Source organism: Pseudomonas allii (assembly GCF_055380095.1).
Genome location: NZ_AP039450.1, coordinates 876,289 through 896,670 on the forward strand (window position 1 = coordinate 876,289; position 20,382 = coordinate 896,670).

The 20,382-nt window shown below is 60.4% G+C and carries 18 protein-coding genes, 4 tRNA genes and 1 pseudogene; 18 read left to right on the top strand and 5 right to left on the bottom strand.

Annotated elements, in window-relative coordinates; translation table 11 throughout:
* Positions 1–103 precede the first annotated feature (103 nt).
* Positions 104–382: a 30S ribosomal protein S20 gene (rpsT, locus tag ACZ445_RS03850; RefSeq protein ID WP_016976313.1), complete on the bottom strand. Its 279-nt coding sequence runs from the start codon at positions 380–382 to the stop codon at positions 104–106.
* 253 nt (positions 383–635) lie between these two features.
* Here rpsT and murJ point away from each other — a divergent pair, with 253 nt between their 5' ends.
* The 6 genes from murJ to ispH all read left to right on the top strand — a co-directional run bounded on the left by murJ (position 636) and on the right by ispH (position 8,197).
* The gene (gene murJ / locus ACZ445_RS03855; RefSeq protein WP_464707997.1) at positions 636–2,174 is read left to right on the top strand and encodes a murein biosynthesis integral membrane protein MurJ; all 1,539 of its coding nucleotides are present in this window, start codon (positions 636–638) and stop codon (positions 2,172–2,174) included.
* Positions 2,175–2,293: 119 nt separating this feature from the next.
* The gene (ribF, locus tag ACZ445_RS03860; protein WP_034102059.1) at positions 2,294–3,232 is read left to right on the top strand and encodes a bifunctional riboflavin kinase/FAD synthetase; all 939 of its coding nucleotides are present in this window, start codon (positions 2,294–2,296) and stop codon (positions 3,230–3,232) included.
* A 14-nt stretch (positions 3,233–3,246) separates the two neighbouring features.
* The gene (gene ileS / locus ACZ445_RS03865) at positions 3,247–6,078 is read left to right on the top strand and encodes an isoleucine--tRNA ligase (protein ID WP_464707998.1); all 2,832 of its coding nucleotides are present in this window, start codon (positions 3,247–3,249) and stop codon (positions 6,076–6,078) included.
* Positions 6,071–6,580, top strand: a complete 510-nt coding sequence (gene lspA, locus ACZ445_RS03870; RefSeq protein ID WP_058423077.1) for a signal peptidase II — start codon at positions 6,071–6,073, stop codon at positions 6,578–6,580. Before ileS ends, lspA begins: the two co-directional genes overlap by 8 nt.
* Before the next feature lie 7 nt (positions 6,581–6,587).
* On the top strand, positions 6,588–7,025 hold the full coding sequence (gene fkpB / locus ACZ445_RS03875; protein ID WP_010213263.1) for an FKBP-type peptidyl-prolyl cis-trans isomerase: 438 nt from the start codon (positions 6,588–6,590) through the stop codon (positions 7,023–7,025).
* A 224-nt stretch (positions 7,026–7,249) separates the two neighbouring features.
* Positions 7,250–8,197 carry a 4-hydroxy-3-methylbut-2-enyl diphosphate reductase gene (ispH, locus tag ACZ445_RS03880; protein ID WP_058423076.1) on the top strand — a complete coding sequence of 316 codons (948 nt, stop codon included), beginning with the start codon at positions 7,250–7,252 and terminating at the stop codon, positions 8,195–8,197.
* Here the strand turns inward: ispH and ACZ445_RS03885 are convergent.
* Positions 8,151–8,733 (bottom strand): annotated as a pseudogene (locus ACZ445_RS03885) (GspH/FimT family pseudopilin). The gene ispH and the pseudogene ACZ445_RS03885 sit on opposite strands and share 47 nt — an antisense overlap.
* Before the next feature lie 192 nt (positions 8,734–8,925).
* Here ACZ445_RS03885 and pilV point away from each other — a divergent pair.
* From pilV to thiO, 5 genes are all read left to right on the top strand, one after another.
* The gene (gene pilV / locus ACZ445_RS03890; protein ID WP_464707999.1) at positions 8,926–9,411 is read left to right on the top strand and encodes a type IV pilus modification protein PilV; all 486 of its coding nucleotides are present in this window, start codon (positions 8,926–8,928) and stop codon (positions 9,409–9,411) included.
* Positions 9,408–10,115: a PilW family protein gene (locus ACZ445_RS03895; RefSeq protein ID WP_464704776.1), complete on the top strand. Its 708-nt coding sequence runs from the start codon at positions 9,408–9,410 to the stop codon at positions 10,113–10,115. Before pilV ends, ACZ445_RS03895 begins: the two co-directional genes overlap by 4 nt.
* 7 nt (positions 10,116–10,122) lie before the next feature.
* A complete protein-coding gene (locus ACZ445_RS03900) occupies positions 10,123–10,653 on the top strand; it encodes a PilX N-terminal domain-containing pilus assembly protein (protein WP_240164129.1) in 531 nt (176 codons plus the stop codon).
* A gap of 11 nt (positions 10,654–10,664) precedes the next feature.
* Entirely contained in the window at positions 10,665–11,066 is a 402-nt protein-coding gene (locus tag ACZ445_RS03905; RefSeq protein WP_058423072.1) for a type IV pilin protein, read from the top strand.
* A gap of 62 nt (positions 11,067–11,128) precedes the next feature.
* Positions 11,129–12,238: a glycine oxidase ThiO gene (thiO, locus tag ACZ445_RS03910; protein WP_179030286.1), complete on the top strand. Its 1,110-nt coding sequence runs from the start codon at positions 11,129–11,131 to the stop codon at positions 12,236–12,238.
* Here the strand turns inward: thiO and ACZ445_RS03915 are convergent.
* Both ACZ445_RS03915 and ACZ445_RS03920 read right to left on the bottom strand, forming a co-directional pair.
* Positions 12,225–12,458 carry a PP0621 family protein gene (locus ACZ445_RS03915; protein WP_092240641.1) on the bottom strand — a complete coding sequence of 78 codons (234 nt, stop codon included), beginning with the start codon at positions 12,456–12,458 and terminating at the stop codon, positions 12,225–12,227. The two genes, thiO and ACZ445_RS03915, sit on opposite strands and share 14 nt — an antisense overlap.
* A 124-nt stretch (positions 12,459–12,582) precedes the next feature.
* On the bottom strand, positions 12,583–13,608 hold the full coding sequence (locus ACZ445_RS03920; RefSeq protein ID WP_179030287.1) for an outer membrane protein assembly factor BamD: 1,026 nt from the start codon (positions 13,606–13,608) through the stop codon (positions 12,583–12,585).
* Between the two features lie 149 nt (positions 13,609–13,757).
* Here ACZ445_RS03920 and rluD point away from each other — a divergent pair, with 149 nt between their 5' ends.
* The 7 genes from rluD to ACZ445_RS03955 all read left to right on the top strand — a co-directional run bounded on the left by rluD (position 13,758) and on the right by ACZ445_RS03955 (position 18,868).
* Positions 13,758–14,720 carry a 23S rRNA pseudouridine(1911/1915/1917) synthase RluD gene (rluD, locus tag ACZ445_RS03925; protein ID WP_058423068.1) on the top strand — a complete coding sequence of 321 codons (963 nt, stop codon included), beginning with the start codon at positions 13,758–13,760 and terminating at the stop codon, positions 14,718–14,720.
* Positions 14,717–15,442 (top strand): peptidoglycan editing factor PgeF, encoded by a 726-nt coding sequence (gene pgeF, locus ACZ445_RS03930; RefSeq protein ID WP_058423067.1) that lies wholly within the window; start codon positions 14,717–14,719, stop codon positions 15,440–15,442. The genes rluD and pgeF overlap by 4 nt, the downstream gene beginning before the upstream one ends.
* A 146-nt stretch (positions 15,443–15,588) precedes the next feature.
* Positions 15,589–18,153, top strand: coding sequence for an ATP-dependent chaperone ClpB (clpB, locus tag ACZ445_RS03935; RefSeq protein WP_058423066.1), 2,565 nt, complete (start codon positions 15,589–15,591; stop codon positions 18,151–18,153).
* A 300-nt stretch (positions 18,154–18,453) separates the two neighbouring features.
* Positions 18,454–18,529, top strand: a tRNA-Asn gene (locus ACZ445_RS03940).
* A 10-nt stretch (positions 18,530–18,539) separates the two neighbouring features.
* Positions 18,540–18,616, top strand: a tRNA-Pro gene (locus ACZ445_RS03945).
* Positions 18,617–18,621: 5 nt separating this feature from the next.
* A tRNA-Lys gene (locus tag ACZ445_RS03950) sits at positions 18,622–18,697 on the top strand.
* A gap of 94 nt (positions 18,698–18,791) precedes the next feature.
* A tRNA-Pro gene (locus ACZ445_RS03955) sits at positions 18,792–18,868 on the top strand.
* 193 nt (positions 18,869–19,061) lie between these two features.
* Here ACZ445_RS03955 and ACZ445_RS03960 read toward each other — a convergent pair.
* Positions 19,062–20,360 (bottom strand): NAD(P)/FAD-dependent oxidoreductase, encoded by a 1,299-nt coding sequence (locus tag ACZ445_RS03960; RefSeq protein ID WP_058423065.1) that lies wholly within the window; start codon positions 20,358–20,360, stop codon positions 19,062–19,064.
* Between the last annotated feature and the right edge of the window lie 22 nt (positions 20,361–20,382).

Here is a 20,382-nt window from a genome sequence, read left to right on the forward strand (position 1 = left end):
GGAGGGGGCTTGCCCCCTCCCACAACAAAAATGCCCCGGACCTTTCGGTACGGGGCATTTCTTAACTGTTTCGCAACCGGGGCTGCGTAGCAGTTGTTACCACTTAGGCTGCAGCAGCAACGCTCAGAGCCTTGATGTGGCCATTCAGGCGGCTCTTATGGCGAGCGGCCTTGTTCTTGTGGATGATGCCTTTATCGGCCATACGGTCGATAACTGGCACAGCCAGAACGTAAGCAGCTTGGGCTTTTTCAGCGTCTTTGGTGTCGATGGCTTTAACTACATTCTTGATGTAGGTACGAACCATGGAACGCAGGCTGGCGTTGTGGCTGCGACGCTTCTCAGCCTGTTTTGCACGTTTTTTGGCGGAAGGTGTGTTGGCCACCGTCGAGCTCCTCGAAAGACTTTTTAGGAAATAGCAAACAAAATAGGCCGCGAATCATGCCGATGACTTGATGGGTTGTCAAGGGCGGCTGATGCGAACTGCTGAGTGGTCGATCTGAAGAGGCGGGTGATTTATTTCCGGCGCTTGACCTGTAAACTCGCGAGCTTTGGCTCTGTGCTGTTGCAGGCGCGCAGTATCGCATAAGTGGGCGCTTTGTACGCCTGCTCTTTATCTAAAGGCGCAAACTCTTTCAATGAATCTGCTCAAATCGTTGGCCGCCGTCAGCTCTATCACGATGATCTCCCGGGTTCTGGGGTTTGTGCGTGACACCCTGCTGGCGCGCATTTTTGGCGCCAGCATGGCCACGGATGCCTTCTTTATTGCGTTTAAATTGCCCAACCTGCTGCGGCGGATCTTCGCCGAAGGCGCGTTCTCCCAAGCCTTCGTGCCGATCCTGGCCGAGTACAAGACCCAGCAGGGCGAGGAGGCGACCCGCACCTTTATTGCCTACGTTTCTGGCTTGCTGACCCTGGTGCTGATGCTGGTGACGATCCTGGGCATGCTCGCGGCGCCCTGGGTGATCTGGGCCACGGCCCCCGGTTTTGCCAATACCCCGGAAAAATTCGCACTCACCACCGATCTGCTGCGAGTGACCTTTCCTTATATATTGCTGATCTCCCTGTCGTCCCTGGCCGGAGCCATCCTCAATACCTGGAACCGCTTCTCGGTGCCGGCCTTCGTGCCGACCCTGCTGAACGTCAGCATGATCATCTTCGCGCTGTTTCTCACGCCGTACTTCGACCCGCCGGTGATGGCGCTCGGCTGGGCCGTATTGGCCGGTGGCCTGGCGCAACTGCTCTACCAACTGCCGCACCTGAAAAAAATCGGCATGCTCGTGTTGCCGCGCCTGAACCTCAAGGACACTGGCGTGTGGCGCGTGATGCGCAACATGTTGCCGGCGATCCTCGGCGTGTCGGTCAGCCAGATTTCGCTGATCATCAACACCGCATTCGCCTCGCTGCTGGTATCGGGCTCGGTGTCGTGGATGTACTACGCCGACCGCCTGATGGAGCTGCCATCCGGCGTGCTCGGCGTGGCCCTGGGCACGATTTTGTTGCCGACCCTGTCACGCACATACGCCAGCAAGGACCGCCAGGAATACTCGCGCATCCTCGATTGGGGCCTGCGCCTGTGCTTCGTGCTGGTGTTGCCGTGCGCCCTGGCCCTGGGAATTCTGGCCGAGCCGCTGACCTTGTCGCTGTTCCAATACGGCCAGTTCGATGCCCATGACGCCTTGATGACGCAGCACGCGCTGGTCGCCTATTCCGTCGGTCTGCTCGGCATCATCGTGATCAAGGTGCTTGCGCCAGGCTTCTATGCCCAGCAAAACATCCGTACACCGGTAAAAATCGCGATTTTCACGCTGATCGTCACGCAACTGCTCAACCTAGTGTTCATTGGCCCGCTGGCCCATGCCGGCCTGGCCCTGGCCATCAGTGCGGGCGCGTGCATCAACGCAGGGCTTTTGTTTTACCAGTTGCGCAAGCAGCAGATGTTCCAGCCACAGGCCGGCTGGGGCCTGTTTACCCTCAAGCTGCTGGTAGCGGTTGGGGCGATGTCGGCGGTGTTGCTGGGGTTGATGCACTTCATGCCGGCTTGGGATGAGGGCCATATGCTCGAGCGCTTCCTGCGCCTGGGCGTTCTGGTCGTTGCGGGTGTGGTGGTGTACTTCGGGATGTTGCTGCTGCAGGGCTTCCGCCTGCGGGATTTCAATCGCAAGTCCCTGGGTTAGAGAGTTTGCCGCGATAAAACGGTTGTTTTATCGATTCGACCCATTTGGCCTGTTCAGTTGCCTGTCGTCCGGGGCCGGGTGTGGTTATAATCGACCACTTTATGAGCAAGAAGCGCGTTATGCAGCTGGTTCGAGGTCTCCACAACCTGCGCCCCGAGCATCGGGGCTGCGTCGCCACTATTGGCAACTTTGACGGTGTTCACCGTGGCCACCAGGCTATCCTGGCTCGGCTGCGCGAACGTGCGGTCGAGTTGGGCGTGCCCAGCTGCGTGGTGATTTTCGAGCCGCAGCCACGGGAATACTTCACGCCCGAGACTGCGCCGGCACGCCTGGCCCGTCTGCGTGACAAGTTGCAACTGCTGGCGGAAGAAGGTGTGGACCGCGTCCTCTGCCTGGCTTTCAACCAGCGTTTGCAAAGCCTCAGTGCGGCCGAGTTCGTCGACCGCATCCTGGTCGATGGCCTGGGCGTACAGCATCTGGAGGTCGGCGACGACTTCCGTTTCGGTTGTGACCGGGTCGGGGATTTCGATTTCCTGCAACAGGCCGGCGTCAACCAGGGGTTTACCGTCGAAGCCGCGCAAACCGTCGAACTGGACGGCCTGCGCGTGAGCAGTACCCAGGTGCGTAACGCACTGGCCGCTGCCGACTTCGCCTTGGCCGAGCGTTTGCTCGGTCGCCCGTTCCGCATTGCCGGGCGGGTCCTGCACGGCCAGAAGCTGGCGCGCCAACTGGGCACGCCAACCGCCAACGTGCAACTCAAGCGCCGTCGTGTGCCGCTGACCGGGGTTTACCTGGTGAGCGTCGACATCGACGGCCAATCGTGGCCGGGAGTCGCCAACATAGGCGTCAGGCCCACGGTTGCAGGTGATGGCAAGGCCCACCTGGAAGTACACCTGCTGGATTTTGCCGGTGATCTGTATGACCGGCGTTTGACGGTGGTTTTCCACCAGAAGCTGCGTGAAGAGCAGCGTTTCGCCTCCCTCGAGGCGTTGAAAACGGCGATCAATGCGGATGTCGCCGCCGCCCGTGCACTAGCCGCACCTAGCGCCCATCGCTAACCGAAGAGCCTTAAATGACCGACTATAAAGCCACGTTAAACCTTCCGGACACCGCCTTCCCAATGAAGGCCGGCCTGCCACAGCGCGAACCGCAGATCCTGCAGCGCTGGGACAGTATTGGCCTGTACGGAAAGTTGCGCGAGATTGGCAAGGATCGTCCGAAATTCGTCCTGCACGACGGCCCTCCTTACGCCAACGGTACGATTCACATCGGTCATGCGCTGAACAAGATTCTCAAGGACATGATCCTGCGCTCGAAAACCCTGTCGGGCTTCGACGCGCCTTATGTCCCGGGTTGGGACTGCCACGGCCTGCCGATCGAACACAAAGTCGAAGTGACCTACGGCAAGAACCTGGGCGCGGATAAAACCCGCGAACTGTGCCGTGCCTACGCCTCCGAGCAGATCGAAGGGCAGAAGTCCGAGTTCATCCGCCTGGGCGTGCTGGGCGAGTGGGACAACCCGTACAAGACCATGAACTTCAAGAACGAGGCCGGTGAAATCCGCGCCTTGGCCGAAATCGTCAAGGGCGGTTTCGTGTTCAAGGGCCTCAAGCCCGTGAACTGGTGCTTCGACTGCGGTTCGGCCCTGGCTGAAGCGGAAGTCGAGTACGAAGACAAGAAGTCCTCGACCATCGACGTGGCCTTCCCGGTCGCCGATGACGCCAAGCTGGCCGAGGCCTTCGGCCTGGCAAGCCTGGGCAAGCCGGCCGCCATCGTGATCTGGACCACCACCCCGTGGACCATCCCGGCCAACCAGGCGCTGAACGTGCACCCGGAATTCACCTACGCCCTGGTGGACGTCGGTGACCGCCTGCTGGTGCTGGCCGAAGAAATGGTCGAAGCCTGCCTGGCCCGCTACGAGCTGCAAGGTTCGGTGATCGCCACCACCACCGGCTCCGCGCTGGAACTGATCAATTTCCGCCACCCGTTCTATGACCGCCTGTCGCCGGTATACCTGGCTGACTACGTCGAACTGGGTTCGGGTACCGGCATCGTGCACTGCTCGCCGGCCTACGGCGTGGACGACTTCGTCATCTGCAAGAAGTACGGCCTGGTCAACGACGACATCATCAACCCGGTGCAAAGCAACGGCGTCTATGTGTCTTCGCTGGAGTTCTTCGGCGGTCAGTTCATCTTCAAGGCCGACCAGCCGATCATCGACAAGTTGCGCGAAGTCGGTGCGCTGATGCAGACCGCGACCATCCAGCACAGCTACATGCACTGCTGGCGCCACAAGACCCCGCTGATCTATCGCGCCACCGCGCAGTGGTTCATCGGCATGGACAAAGAACCGACCAGCGGCGACACCCTGCGTGTCCGCTCGCTCAAAGCCATCGAAGACACCAAGTTCGTCCCGGCCTGGGGCCAGGCGCGCCTGCACTCCATGATCGCCAACCGCCCTGACTGGTGCATCTCGCGCCAGCGTAACTGGGGTGTGCCGATCCCGTTCTTCCTGAACAAGGAAAGCGGCGAGTTGCACCCACGTACCGTCGAACTGATGGAACAAGTGGCCCAGCGTGTCGAACAGGAAGGCATCGAAGCCTGGTTCAAGCTGGACGCTGCCGAGTTGCTGGGCGATGAAGCGCCGCAGTACGACAAGATCAGCGACACCCTCGACGTGTGGTTTGACTCCGGCACTACGCACTGGCACGTGCTGCGCGGCTCGCACCCGATGGGTCACGAAACCGGCCCGCGTGCCGACCTGTATCTGGAAGGCTCGGACCAACACCGTGGCTGGTTCCACTCGTCGTTGCTGACCGGTTGCGCCATCGACAACCACGCGCCGTACCGCGAACTGCTGACTCACGGCTTCACCGTCGACGAGACAGGCCGCAAGATGTCCAAGTCGCTGAAGAACGTGATCGAGCCGAAGAAGATCAACGACACCCTGGGCGCCGACATCATGCGTCTGTGGGTCGCGTCGACTGACTACTCGGGCGAAATCGCCGTATCGGACCAGATCCTGGCCCGCAGCGCCGATGCCTACCGACGTATCCGTAATACCGCGCGCTTCCTGCTGTCGAACCTGACCGGTTTCAACCCGGCCACCGACATCCTGCCGGCCGAGGACATGCTCGCGCTGGACCGTTGGGCCGTGGACCGTACCCTGTTGCTGCAACGCGAGTTGCAGGAAAACTACGGCGAATACCGTTTCTGGAACGTCTACTCGAAGATCCACAACTTCTGCGTGCAGGAGTTGGGTGGTTTCTACCTCGACATCATCAAGGACCGCCAGTACACCACCGGCGCCAACAGCAAGGCGCGCCGTTCGGCGCAGACCGCGCTGTACCACATCAGCGAAGCGCTGGTGCGCTGGATCGCACCGATCCTGGCGTTCACCGCCGACGAGCTGTGGGAATACCTGCCGGGCGAGCGCAACGAGTCGGTGATGCTCAACACCTGGTACGAGGGCCTGACCGAACTGCCGGCCGACTTCGAACTGGGCCGCGAGTACTGGGAAGGCGTGATGGCCGTGAAGGTTGCGGTGAACAAGGAGCTGGAAGTGCAACGTGCGGCCAAGGCCGTAGGTGGCAACCTGCAAGCCGAAGTCACCCTGTTCGCCGAGGACGGTCTCACCGCCGACCTGGCCAAGCTGAGCAACGAACTGCGCTTCGTGCTGATCACCTCCACTGCAAGCCTGGCGCCATTCGCCCAGGCCCCGGCGGACGCGGTTGCCACCGAAGTGCCGGGCCTCAAGCTCAAAGTGGTCAAGTCGGCCTTCCCTAAGTGCGCCCGTTGCTGGCACTGTCGTGAAGACGTTGGCGTGAACCCCGAGCATCCGGAAATCTGCGGTCGTTGCGTCGACAACATCTCGGGTGCTGGCGAGGTTCGCCACTATGCCTAACGCCAGCCGTTTCGGACGTTTGGGCTGGCTCGTATTGAGTGTGCTGGTCCTGGTCATCGACCAGGTCAGCAAGGCTCATTTCGAAGGCTCCCTGCAGATGTTCCAGCAAATTGTGGTGATCCCGGATTACTTCAGCTGGACCCTGGCCTACAACACCGGCGCCGCCTTCAGCTTCCTGGCTGACAGCGGTGGCTGGCAGCGCTGGCTATTCGCCCTCATCGCCGTGGTGGTCAGCGCAGTGCTGGTGGTGTGGCTCAAGCGCCTGGGGCGCGATGACACCTGGTTGGCCATCGCGTTGGCCCTGGTCTTGGGCGGCGCGCTCGGCAACCTGTATGACCGCATCGCCCTGGGCCATGTGATCGACTTCATCCTGGTGCATTGGCAGAACCGCCATTACTTCCCGGCGTTCAACTTCGCCGACAGCGCCATCACCGTCGGTGCAATCATGCTGGCGCTGGATATGTTCAAAAGCAAGAAAACCGGAGAGACCGTCAATGACTGATCAGGTATTGGCTGAGCAACGCATCGGCCAGAACACGGAAGTCACTTTGCACTTTGCACTGCGCCTGGAGAATGGCGACACGGTCGACAGCACGTTCGACAAAGCCCCGGCCACCTTCAAGGTCGGCGACGGCAACCTGCTGCCGGGTTTCGAAGCGGCCCTGTTCGGCTTCAAGGCCGGCGACAAGCGAACCCTGCAGATCCTGCCGGAAAACGCCTTTGGCCAGCCCAACCCGCAAAACGTACAGATCATCCCGCGTTCGCAGTTCCAGGACATGGACCTGTCGGAAGGCCTGCTGGTGATCTTCAACGATGCGGCGAATACCGAGCTGCCGGGTGTGGTGAAAACCTTCGATGACGCGCAAGTGACCATCGACTTCAACCACCCGTTGGCCGGTAAAACCTTGACCTTTGACGTTGAAATCATCGACGTTAAAGCGCTCTGATCAACGACGCACAATTAAATGTGTGAAGTGGGCTTGTGTGGGAGGGGCGGTGCGACGATTCGACTTGCCCCCGATAGCGGTGGAATAGTCAGGGGTTTGTTTACTGACCCACCGCCATCGGGGGCAAGTCGAATCGTCGCACCGTCCCTCCCTCCTTTGATCTTCATTTTCGGTTGGGTTAGCGTCACACCAGACCCAAATAGCTGCAAGACACGAGGCACAGCATGCAAATCAAACTCGCCAACCCCCGTGGCTTCTGCGCCGGTGTGGACCGGGCGATCGAAATCGTCAACCGCGCCCTGGAAGTCTTCGGGCCGCCGATTTACGTGCGTCATGAAGTCGTCCACAACAAATTCGTGGTCGAAGACCTGCGCGCCCGCGGCGCCATCTTTGTCGAAGAGCTGGATCAGGTACCGGACGATGTGATCGTCATCTTCAGCGCCCACGGTGTTTCCCAGGCGGTGCGTACCGAAGCGGCAGGCCGCGGCCTGAAAGTCTTCGATGCTACCTGCCCACTGGTCACCAAGGTGCACATCGAAGTCGCGCGCTACAGCCGTGATGGTCGCGAGTGCATCCTGATCGGCCACGCCGGCCACCCGGAAGTCGAAGGCACCATGGGTCAGTACGACGCCAGCAATGGCGGGGCCATTTACCTGGTGGAAGACGAAAAAGACGTCGCCAGCCTGCAGGTACAGAACCCCGAGCGCCTGGCATTCGTGACTCAGACAACCCTGTCCATGGACGACACCAGCCGCGTGATCGACGCGCTGCGCAGTCGCTTCCCGGCCATTGGCGGCCCGCGCAAGGACGACATCTGCTACGCCACCCAGAACCGCCAGGACGCGGTCAAGCAACTGGCAGACGAATGCGATGTGGTCCTGGTGGTCGGCAGCCCCAACAGTTCCAACTCCAACCGCTTGCGTGAGCTGGCTGAGCGCATGGCGACGCCGGCGTACCTGATCGACGGTGCCGAAGACATGCAGCGCCGCTGGTTCGATGGCGTCGAGCGCATTGGCATCACGGCGGGTGCTTCGGCCCCGGAAGTGCTGGTGCGCGGTGTTATCCAGCAGTTGCACGCCTGGGGCGCCACCGGTGCCGATGAACTGGCTGGCCGCGAAGAGAACATCACATTCTCCATGCCCAAGGAGCTGCGGGTTCGCTCGCTGCTGTGAAAACCCGGTGTGCCGGATCAACTCCGGCACAATGCCTGCTCGGCACGCTCGCTGCGCAGGCTGATGCGCCCGCTGGGTGCCAGCACTACCTGATGCAGGCTCTGCGCCTGGTCCGTGGCACATACATGCACGGTGCCGGCACGGAAGCCTCCCCCTGAAAAGATGGGCTCACCCAGCCCGCTGAAGCGCACCTGGTTCTTGAGCGGCCCATTGCCCACGATCAGCACTTGCCTGCTGGCCTGGTGCTCCAGCAGTACCGGGTTGTCATCGTCCAGGGGGCCACGCCCGCTGATGTCCACGATGACCCGCCAGCCCAGGCCCCAATTATCCTTCAATGCGTGAATGACCACCGCCCGGTTGCGTGCAATGGCTTCGGTGCGTGCATAACGCAGGCCTTGCGCCAAGGACTGTGCTGCGCTCTGTCGCTGCTGTGACTCCAGCAGGCTCTTGAAGCTCGGCACCGCCAGGTTGGCCAGGATGCCGCTTACGATCAGCCCCAGCAGCAGTTCGATCAAGGTGAACCCTCGTTGTTGCATGTGCCATCCCTCCGTGGATTTGGGTGCAGTCCTAGGTATAGCGTCCCGTCTGTGGTGCGGATGATGGCCTTCATGTCCAAAGTATTTCCCTTTGTTCCGGTTGCAGCGCAGGTGAAAAACCGGCGCTAGTCTTGGGCCGCACAGCAGGGTTTACCTGCTCTTTTTCGGACCTCGACACGGATGACGACGGTAATGCTTGCCTGCACGAACACCTGTTTGCCCAACGCCTTATCCCGCTACCAAGCCGGTACGACACTGATCGAAGTGCTGGTCGCAGTGTTGATTCTCACCATTGGCCTGCTGGGTGCGGCGGTGATCCAACTCAACGCGCTCAGGTATACCGACAGTTCCAGGATGACCAACCAGGCCAGTTTCATTGCCTACGACATGCTCGACCGGATCCGTGCCAATTCCGGCGCCGACTACACGTGGGGGCGGGCCGAGCGTGCCTTGGTCAGCAACGTTACCGCCAGCGTGCGCGACCTGGATTTGCATGATTTTGAGGCCAACATTCTCGGTTTTGCCGGGGAGAGCGCCAAAGGCGCGGTGTCGATCAGTGGCGGCGAGGTGACCGTCAGCATCAGTTGGGATGACAGTCGAGGTACTGGCAGGCCGGGCGCCTGGGAAACCTTCACCCTGACCAGTCGCATCCGCGATGAACCGGGAGTGGCGCAGTGAGGTGTCTTGTTCGAGGTTTCAGCCTGGTGGAGTTGCTGCTGGCCTTGGCGATGGGGTTGGTGCTGGTGCTCTGGGCCAGCCAGGTGACAATCAACGCCAGGGCCACCAACGCCAGCCAGCAGGCCGCTTTGTTGATGCAGGATGATGCGCGGTTTGTGCTGGGCAAGCTGCTCCAGGATATCCGTCAGGCGGGTATGTTCGGTTGTCTGGCGACAGCGTTTATCGACAACGCTCCACCTGCTTTTGACCGGCCTGTCGCTTGGCGTGTCGGAGGTGGATCAATCTCGCTGACGCTGGTGACCGCGGATGTCACCGTGGGGAGCGGCACGCCTGACTGGACTGTATTGTCCGATTGCACAGGCACTGCCCACGCCTACGCTGGAAGCGCCCCTGCATCGGCGCCCGGGCAAATCCGGTTTGCGTTACGCCAAGTTACCTACACCTTCGAAGCAGGGCAGTTGAAAGTCAGTACGCCTGCATCACCCGCCAAGGCGGTATTGGTGGATAACGTGAAGGCGTTCGATATCAGTTTTGGCGTGTCTGCCAAGCCTGCGTCAACGGAGGTGGTGCGCTACGACACCAGCCCTGCCGACGAATCCTTGATACGCAGTGTGCGCATTGTGATGACGCTGCAAGACCCTACCGCCCGGGTGAAAGATCAAACCTACAGCGTCGTGGCGGCGCTGCGGAACCGGCTGGGGTAGGGCTGCCATGACACTTGCAGAAGGTTTTCGTCTACGACAGGCAGGCATGGTGCTGCTGGTCAGCCTGGTGTTGCTGCTGCTGTTATCGCTGATCGGCTTGTCCTCGATGCAGGCTGCGCTCACTCAGCAAAAGATTGCCGGTAGTTTCTGGCACCGTAATCAGTCGCTGCAAAGTGCCGAGAGTGGCCTGAGACGCGGGGAATCTGCCGTACAGCGCTCATTTGCAGCGTTGCCGCTATGCCAATCGATCGTCGACTGTGCACCACCGGAGGCGGCATTTTTGGTGGTCGGGCCTGGAGTGGACCCTGTTTCAGGCATCAGTTGGGTGGCACTGAAAGGCGGCTTATACGGGGTTCAATCCCTCGGGCCTGCGGTAGGGCTCGCGCATTTGCCAGCGCAAATCCCTGCAGCGGTGTATCGAGTGACGGCAGTCGGGCTGCACGGGCAATTGCGCACGGTGCTGGAGAGTACCTATGCGCGGGTAGAAGAGGAGGGTGGCTCGCGGTTTCGGCGAGTGGCATGGCGACAACTTCAATAAGGAGTAGTGGAATGGGCATGGACAGCCAGGGTTTTACCCTGATCGAGTTACTGATCGCCGTGGTGATCATTGCGGTTCTGGCCGGGATTGCTTACCCCGGATACACCGGCCATCTGAAAAAAGTCTATCGCGCTGAAATCGTCGCGCTGTTGACCGAGCAAGCCCAGCATCTGGAGCGTTTTTATGCGAGGAACGGCAGTTTTATTGATGCAGGCGGCGTCAGTGCAGGCAATGATCGCTATAGAATCACTGCTGCATTGAACCCTCAGGACTTCCAACTGGTGGCCACACCGGTCGCCGACTCGGTGATGGCTGGCGATCCTTGCGGTGATTTCGGCCTGACCGGCACGGGCACGCGGACCAACCCGGGCGCCGCGCCGCAGATGTCGCGCAAGCTGTGCTGGGGGCAATGATGAGGGTGCTGGATGATTGGGCGCCGGGTGCGCTTGTTCCTATTTATCGGCTGGATCAAATGATGGCAGAGCAACAGCAGGTAGTGATTGTCGGTGGCGGAGTCATCGGTTTGTTGACGGCGTTCAACCTCGCGACCCAAGGGCAGGCGGTGGTGTTGCTGGAGCGTGCTGGATTGGGACAGGAATCCTCCTGGGCCGGCGGCGGTATCGTTTCGCCTCTGTATCCGTGGCGCTACAGCCCGGCGGTCACGGCCCTGGCTCATTGGTCCCAGGATTTTTATCCACAGCTGGCGCAGCGTCTGTTCGCTGCGACGGGCGTTGATCCGGAGGTTCACACCACGGGCTTGTACTGGCTCGATCTGGATGACGAAGCCGAGGCCCTGGCTTGGGCCACGCGTGAAGGCCGGCCCTTGAGCAAAGTGGACGTGTCGGCCGCCCATGACGCCGTTCCGGTGCTGGGCGGCGGTTATTCCCAGGCGATCTACATGGCCAACGTTGCCAACGTGCGCAATCCGCGCCTGGTCAAATCCCTCAAGGCTGCGCTGCTGGCGCTCCCTGGCGTGACCATTCATGAACAGTGCGAAGTGACAGGTTTTGTCCTGGATGCGGGTAATGTCGTGGGCGTGAACACCGCTGATGGGCCGATCTTCGGTGATCAGGTCGTACTGGCGGCCGGCGCATGGAGCGGTGAGCTGCTCGGCACGTTGGGCCTGTCGCTGCCGGTCGAGCCGGTCAAAGGCCAGATGATTCTGTACAAATGTGCCTCGGACTTCCTGTCGAGCATGGTCTTAGCCAAGGGCCGCTATGCGATTCCTCGGCGGGACGGGCACATTCTGATCGGCAGCACCCTGGAACATGAAGGCTTCGACAAGACCCCCACCCTGACCGCGCTGGAAAGCCTCAAAGCGTCAGCGGTGGAGTTGATTCCCGCCCTGGCGGACGCCGAGGTGGTCGGCCATTGGGCCGGTCTGCGCCCCGGTTCGCCCGAAGGCATTCCCTACATCGGTCGTGTGCCGGGCTTCAATGGCCTGTGGCTCAACTGCGGGCATTACCGCAACGGCCTGGTGCTTGCGCCGGCGTCCTGCCAATTGTTTGCTGACTTGCTACTGGCGCGTGCACCGATCATCGACCCGGCGCCGTATGCGCCGGAAGGTCGGCTCAACGCTGGATAGATTTCGGCCCTTGCTCCAGGTGCGCCTGGGTGCAATACCACTCCTGGCGTGAGCTCAAGGCACGATCCTGCGGCAGATGCACGCCGCAGTGGGCGCAGCGCACCATCAGGGCCGCGTCGGGCTCGCTGGCACGCTGCTGCCTGGCGGCCGGGCTTTTGAATTTGCGCCAGAACCATACTGCGGCGGCAATGACGGCAATCCAGAACAGTAGACGAAGCATGATGGGCAGTTTCTCGACAAGGAATGCGCCAGTTTAGCCAAGGACGTGCCAGGCGCACAGCGCAATAATACCGCCCACAAAAAAGGAGCCTCGCAAGGCTCCTTCTTGATGACGCCGGGTGCAATCAGTCGAACACACCAAAGGTCATGTAGCTGAACCACGAACGGTCCTGGTTATTGCCCAGGGCCTGCGGCGCTTCCTCTTCGATCACGTCGCCGTTTTCATCATGCGGCTTGAGTTCCGAAGGGATGGCGTCCTTGGCGTCCTGGTACTGCTTGATCACGTCCTGGTTGGCACGGGTTTCGCCCGGCGGCAGCGGTGGACGGGATTCGATCAGGCCCAGGGTGTACTTGCTCAGCCACGAACGGTTGTCGGCTTCGGCCACCTGAGGCACGAACTGGCCGTCTTTCAGGCTTGGGTGGTCCGGGTAGTTGAGCTTCAGGGTTTCCAGGCTGGTGCTGGCCAGTTCGTCCAGGTGCAGGCGCTGGTAGGCCTCGGTCATCACGGCAAGGCCGTCACCTACGGAAGGGGTTTCCTGGAAGTTTTCCACAACGTAGCGGCCACGGTTAGCGGCGGCCACGTATGCCTGACGGGTCAGGTAGTAGTGGGCCACGTGGATCTCGTAGGAAGCCAGCAGGTTGCGCAGGTAGATCATGCGCTGCTTGGCGTCCGGCGCGTAGCGGCTGTTGGGGTAGCGGCTGGTCAGCTGGGCGAACTCGTTGTAGGAATCGCGGGCCGCGCCCGGGTCGCGCTTGGTCATGTCCAGCGGCAGGAATCGCGCCAGCAGGCCAACGTCCTGGTCGAACGAGGTCAGGCCCTTCATGTAGTAGGCGTAGTCGACGTTCGGGTGCTGCGGGTGCAGGCGGATAAAACGCTCGGCGGCGGACTTGGCGGCTTCCGGCTCGGCGTTCTTGTAGTTGGCGTAGATCAGCTCGAGCTGGGCCTGGTCGGCATAGCGCCCGAACGGATAGCGCGACTCCAGGGCCTTCAGCTTCGCTGTGGCGCTGGTGTAGCTATTATTGTCCAAGTCTTTCTGAGCCAGTTGGTACAACTCGACTTCGCTCAGGTTTTCGTCGACGACTTCCTTTGTTGACGAGCAAGCAGCAGTCATGGCGAGGATGGCGATCAGCAGCAGGTGTTTCACTTGCATGGCGGCTTGCGTCCCTATGACGGCCGCTGTCTTGGGCGGGGCCGTCCTGTTATGATGAGCGCCCCGTTGAAAGCCTCGGGGCAAAAGACGCCGTATTTAACCACAAGCGCGCAGCCGAAACCAAAGGCTGTGCCACGCCTAGTCTGAGCATGTCCGATAAAATTGAACTTCGCGCAGAGGTGCCGTCCGAATTGGGCGGCCAACGCCTCGATCAAGTCGCCGCACAATTATTCGCTGAGCACTCGCGCTCGCGCCTTTCCGCCTGGATCAAAGACGGCCGCCTGACTGTGGATGGAGCGGTTATCCGCCCGCGAGACATAGTCCATGGCGGTGCGATTCTTGAGCTGACTGCCGAGCAGGAAGCCCAGGGAGAATGGGTCGCCCAGGACATCGAGCTGGATATCGTCTACGAAGACGACGACATCCTGGTCATCAACAAACCCGCAGGCCTGGTGGTTCACCCGGCAGCCGGGCACGCTGATGGCACCCTGCTCAATGCCTTGTTGCACCATGTGCCGGACATCATCAATGTGCCACGCTGCGGCATCGTGCACCGCCTGGACAAGGACACCACCGGTCTGATGGTGGTGGCCAAGACCATTCAGGCGCAGACGCAACTGGTTACACAGTTGCAGAGCCGCAGTGTCAGCCGGATCTACGAATGCATCGTGATTGGTGTGGTGGTAGCCGGCGGCAAGATCAACGCCCCGATCGGTCGTCACGGCCAGCAACGCCAGCGTATGGCGGTGATGGAAGGTGGCAAGCAGGCCGTCAGCCATTACCGAGTACTCGAACGTTTCCGCTCCCACACCCACGTGCGGGTCAAGCTCGAAACCGGCCGTACCCACCAGATTCGCGTGCACATGGCACACATCAACTTCCCGTTGGTCGGTGATCCGGCCTACGGTGGTCGCTTCCGCATTCCACCGGCGGCGAGCCAGACTATGGTTGAATCGCTGAAAAACTTCCCGCGCCAGGCGTTGCATGCACGCTTCCTGGAATTGGATCATCCGACGAGCGGTAAGCGGATGAGCTGGGAATCGCCTCTGCCGGACGATTTGGTCTGGTTGTTGACGCTGCTCAAGCAGGATCGCGAGGCGTTTGTCGGATGAGTGACTGGCTGATACCTGACTGGCCCGCGCCGGCTCAGGTGAAAGCCTGCGTCACCACTCGAGCGGGCGGCGTCAGTCTGGCGCCGTTCGACAGCCTCAACTTGGGCGATCATGTTGAGGATAACCTCGAAGCGGTCCTCGAAAACCGCCGCCGTCTTACCGACGCATTTAATATTCAGCCTGCCTGGTTGCGCCAAGTCCACGGTATAAGTGTGGTCGAGGCTGACCCGTCGCGCATTGCCGAAGCCGATGGCAGCTGGACCAGCACCCCTGGCATCGCCTGCACCTCAATGACCGCCGATTGCCTGCCCGCGTTGTTCTGCAACCGCGCCGGCACCCGCGTGGCAGCAGCCCATGCTGGCTGGCGCGGCCTGGCGGCAGGGGTACTGGAAGCGGCTTTCGAAAGCCTCGGCGCCGAACCTGAAGACGTACTGGTGTGGCTTGGCCCGGCAATTGGCCCACAAGCCTTCGAAGTCGGCCCGGAAGTACGCGAAGCCTTCATGCAGCCGTTGCCGATCACTGCCGAAGCGTTCGTGCCCAGCCACAACCCAGGCAAGTTCATGGCCGACATCTATAAGCTCGCGCGCCTGCGCCTTGCCGCGCGTGGCGTTACTGCTGTCTATGGTGGAGGGTTCTGCACCGTGACCGACCCGCGCTTCTTTTCCTACCGGCGCAGCCCCCGTACCGGACGTTTTGCCTCCCTTGTCTGGCTTGAACGCTAGACTCCCTTGATCTGGGTCAAACCCGGTCCATATCCGCCAGCGCGTGCTTGAATCTTCCAGAATCCACCCCATCTATAAGGGTATCTGGCAGGTTTCTTCATTCAGGATGTTTTATAGCTCCGGCCTGCTCAAAAGGAAGGTGACTAATGCGTATTGATCGTTTAACCAGCAAATTGCAGTTGGCACTGTCTGACTCTCAATCCTTGGCGGTGGGCCTCGACCACCCGGCCATCGAGCCTGCGCACTTGATGCAGGCGCTCCTGGAACAGCAAGGTGGTTCTATCAAGCCCTTGCTGATGCAGGTGGGCTTTGACGTCAACAGCCTGCGCAAGGAGTTGAGCAAAGAGCTCGACCAACTGCCGAAAATCCAGAACCCGACCGGCGACGTGAATATGTCCCAGGACCTGGCGCGCCTGCTCAACCAGGCGGACCGTCTGGCCCAGCAGAAGGGCGACCAGTTCATCTCCAGTGAGTTGGTGCTGCTCGCCGCCATGGACGAGAACAGCAAGCTCGGCAAGTTGTTGCTCGGTCAGGGCGTTAGCAAGAAAGCCCTGGAAAATGCCATCAACAATCTGCGTGGCGGCGACGCGGTGAACGACCCCAACCATGAGGAGTCACGCCAGGCCCTGGATAAATACACCGTCGACCTGACCAAGCGCGCCGAAGAAGGCAAGCTTGACCCGGTGATCGGTCGTGACGATGAAATCCGTCGCACCATCCAGGTGCTGCAGCGTCGTACCAAGAACAACCCGGTGCTGATCGGTGAGCCTGGCGTGGGTAAAACCGCGATTGCCGAAGGTTTGGCCCAGCGCATCATCAATGGTGAAGTGCCGGACGGCCTCAAAGGCAAGCGCCTGTTGTCCCTGGACATGGGGTCTTTGATCGCCGGTGCCAAGTTCCGTGGCGAGTTCGAAGAGCGCCTGAAATCCCTGCTTAATGAGCTGTCGAAGCAGGAAGGTCAGATCATTCTGTTTATCGACGAACTGCACACCATGGTCGGCGCCGGTAAAGGCGAAGGCTCCATGGATGCAGGCAATATGCTCAAGCCGGCCCTGGCGCGGGGTGAGCTGCACTGCGTCGGTGCCACCACGCTCAACGAATACCGCCAGTACATTGAAAAGGACGCGGCCCTTGAGCGTCGCTTCCAGAAAGTATTGGTGGAAGAGCCGAGCGAAGAAGACACCATCGCGATCCTGCGTGGCCTGAAAGAGCGTTATGAGGTCCACCACAAGGTGGCGATCACGGACGGAGCGATCATTGCCGCGGCCAAGCTGAGCCATCGCTATATCACCGACCGTCAGTTGCCTGACAAGGCCATCGACCTGATCGACGAGGCGGCCAGCCGTATCCGCATGGAGATCGACTCCAAGCCTGAAGTGCTCGACCGCCTGGACCGGCGCCTGATTCAACTGAAAGTCGAGTCCCAGGCCCTGAAGAAAGAAGAAGACGACGCGGCGAAGAAACGCCTGGAAAAACTCCAGGAAGAAATCGTCCGCCTGGAACGCGAGTATTCGGACCTGGAAGAAATCTGGACCTCGGAAAAAGCCGAAGTGCAGGGCTCTGCGCAGATCCAGCAGAAAATCGAACAGTCCCGTCAGGAGTTGGAAGCGGCACGTCGTAAAGGCGACCTGAACCGCATGGCCGAGTTGCAGTACGGGGTGATCCCGGACCTGGAGCGCAGCCTGCAGATGGTCGACCAGCACGGCAAGCCTGAGAACCAACTGCTGCGCAGCAAGGTGACCGAGGAAGAAATTGCCGAAGTCGTCTCGAAGTGGACCGGGATTCCCGTGTCGAAAATGCTCGAAGGCGAGCGCGACAAGCTGCTGAAGATGGAAAGCCTGTTGCACCAACGCGTGATTGGCCAGGAAGAGGCTGTGGTGGCGGTGTCCAACGCGGTGCGGCGTTCGCGGGCCGGGTTGTCCGACCCGAACCGGCCGAGCGGCTCGTTCATGTTCCTCGGCCCGACCGGCGTGGGTAAGACCGAGCTGTGCAAGGCCCTGGCCGAGTTCCTCTTTGATACCGAAGAGGCCATGGTGCGGATCGATATGTCCGAATTCATGGAGAAACACTCGGTGGCTCGCTTGATCGGTGCGCCACCAGGCTACGTGGGCTATGAAGAGGGCGGTTACCTGACCGAAGCCGTCCGACGCAAGCCTTACTCGGTGATCCTGCTGGATGAGGTCGAGAAGGCGCATCCGGATGTGTTCAACATCCTGTTGCAGGTGCTGGAAGACGGCCGCCTGACGGACAGTCACGGGCGTACCGTGGATTTCCGCAACACGGTGATCGTGATGACCTCCAACCTGGGCTCGGCGCAGATCCAGGAGCTGGTGGGTGATCGTGAAGCGCAACGTGCGGCTGTCATGGATGCACTGACTTCGCACTTCCGCCCGGAATTCATCAACCGGGTCGACGAAGTGGTGATCTTTGAGCCTCTGGCGCGGGATCAGATCGCGGGCATTACCGAGATTCAGCTGGGTCGCCTGCGTGGCCGTCTGGCGGAGCGCGAGTTGTCCCTGGACCTGAGCCAGGAGGCGTTGGACAAGCTGATCGCGGTAGGTTACGACCCGGTATATGGCGCACGGCCTTTGAAGCGTGCGATCCAGCGCTGGATCGAGAACCCGCTGGCCCAGCTCATCCTGTCCGGCAGCTTCATGCCGGGTACCAGCGTCGAGGCGACCGTGGAAAACGACGAGATCGTCTTCCACTAAGCCCAAAGGGCAAAGCAAAAATGGAAGGCCCCGCATTGCGGGGCCTTTTTTTTCGATAGGGCGTTGAACTGTAAGGCAAAGGCTTGTAAAGTGCGCCCCGCAGCAACGTCAGCCCACGGGTTTCTTCTCCCCAAGAAGAAATCAGAAACAAGCGCAAATCATTGTCTTAAAAGCAATTTAAAGGGTTGACAGGGGTTTTTAAGATTGTAGAATAGCGCGCCTCAGAGACATGAACGTAGCGATACGGACAAGTCGAAGAGAAGGTAGTAAGCAACAACGTAGTACTTTGAAATATGTAGTTCCGTGATAGCTCAGTCGGTAGAGCAAATGACTGTTAATCATTGGGTCCCAGGTTCGAGTCCTGGTCACGGAGCCAATTTCAATATCGGGGTATAGCGCAGTCCGGTAGCGCGCCTGCTTTGGGAGCAGGATGTCGGGAGTTCGAATCCCCCTACCCCGACCATATTTGGGTCGTTAGCTCAGTTGGTAGAGCAGTTGGCTTTTAACCAATTGGTCGTAGGTTCGAATCCCACACGACCCACCATTTTTGAGACCAGTTAACACTGGAATCAAATCTTAAGATCAGAGGCCAAAAGCGCTGATCGAAGAAGGCGACTGAAAGGTCGCCTTTTTTTTACCGGGGTATAGCGCAGTCCGGTAGCGCGCCTGCTTTGGGAGCAGGATGTCAGGAGTTCGAATCCCCTTACCCCGACCATATTAAAAATCCTCGTATCGAAAGATACGGGGATTTTTTTTGTCTGCAAAAAACCTGAATTCACCGCTAAGCAAATGTGGGAGCGGGCTTGCTCGCGAATGCGGTGTGTCAGTCAGTACATCTGGCACTGAACCCCCGAATTCGCGAGCAAGCCCGCTCCCACATTTATCAGGTCACATTCTAGACCCGGTTGTTAATGCAATTTGAGGCGTGGCTCAGTCCCACGTCCGATCCGGCTGCCCAGCATCAGCATCGCCGTGCGGAAGAACCCATACAGCGCCATCTGGTGCATGCGGTACAGCGACACATAGAACATCCGCGCCAGCCAGCCCTCCAGCATCACGCTGCCGGTGAGGTTGCCCATCAAGTTACCCACCGCCGAGAATCGCGACAGCGAGATCAACGAGCCGTAGTCGGTGTATTTGTAGGAAGGCAGGTCCTTGCCCTCGATACGCAGTTTCAGCGACTTGGCCAGCAACGAGGCCTGCTGGTGAGCCGCCTGGGCCCGTGGGGGGACGTTGCGGTCGGTGCCCGGTTGTGGGCACGCGGCGCAGTCGCCGAAGGCGAAGATGTTCTCGTCGCGGGTGGTTTGCAGCGTCGGCAAAACCTGCAACTGGTTGATGCGGTTGGTTTCCAGACCATCGATGTCCTTGAGGAAGCCCGGCGCGCGAATGCCGGCGGCCCATACCTTGAGGCTGGCCGGGATTACTTGGCCACTGCTGGTGATCAGCGCATCGGCCGTCACTTCGCTGACTGCCGAGTTGGTCAGCACCGTCACCCCGAGCTTCTCCAAGGTTTTATGCACTGGCCCGCCGATACGCTCCGGCAGTGCCGGCAGTACCCGTGGGCCGGCTTCAATCAGGGTGATGTGCATGTTTTCCGGCTTGATACGGTCCAGGCCATAGGCCGCCAGCTCGTGGGCGGCGTTATGCAGCTCGGCGGCCAGCTCGACCCCGGTAGCACCGGCACCGACGATGGCGACGCTGATCTTTTCCACCACATCGGTCTGCCCGGCATGGGCGCGCAGGTAGTGGTTGAGCAACTGCTGGTGGAAGCGTTCGGCCTGCTTGCGGGTATCAAGGAACAGGCAGTGCTGCGCTGCACCCTCAGTGCCGAAGTCGTTGGTGGTGCTGCCGACCGCAATCACCAGGCTGTCATAGCCCAGCACGCGCGCGGGCACCAGTTCACGGCCTTCTTCGTCGAGGGTGGCGGCCAGCTGGATCTTCTTCTGTTCACGGTCGAGCCCGCTCATGCGCCCGAGTTGGAACTCGAAGTGGTTCCATTTGGCCTGGGCGACATAATTGAGTTCGTCTTCCGAAGAGTTCAGCGAGCCGGCCGCTACTTCGTGCAGCAATGGCTTCCAGATATGGGTCAGGTTGGCGTCCACCAGCGTGATGCTGGCGGTGCCGCGCTTGCCCAGAGTCTTACCCAGGCGGGTAGCCAACTCCAGGCCGCCGGCGCCGCCGCCGACGATAATAATACGATGGGTCATGGGGATATCTCGCAAGGCTAAA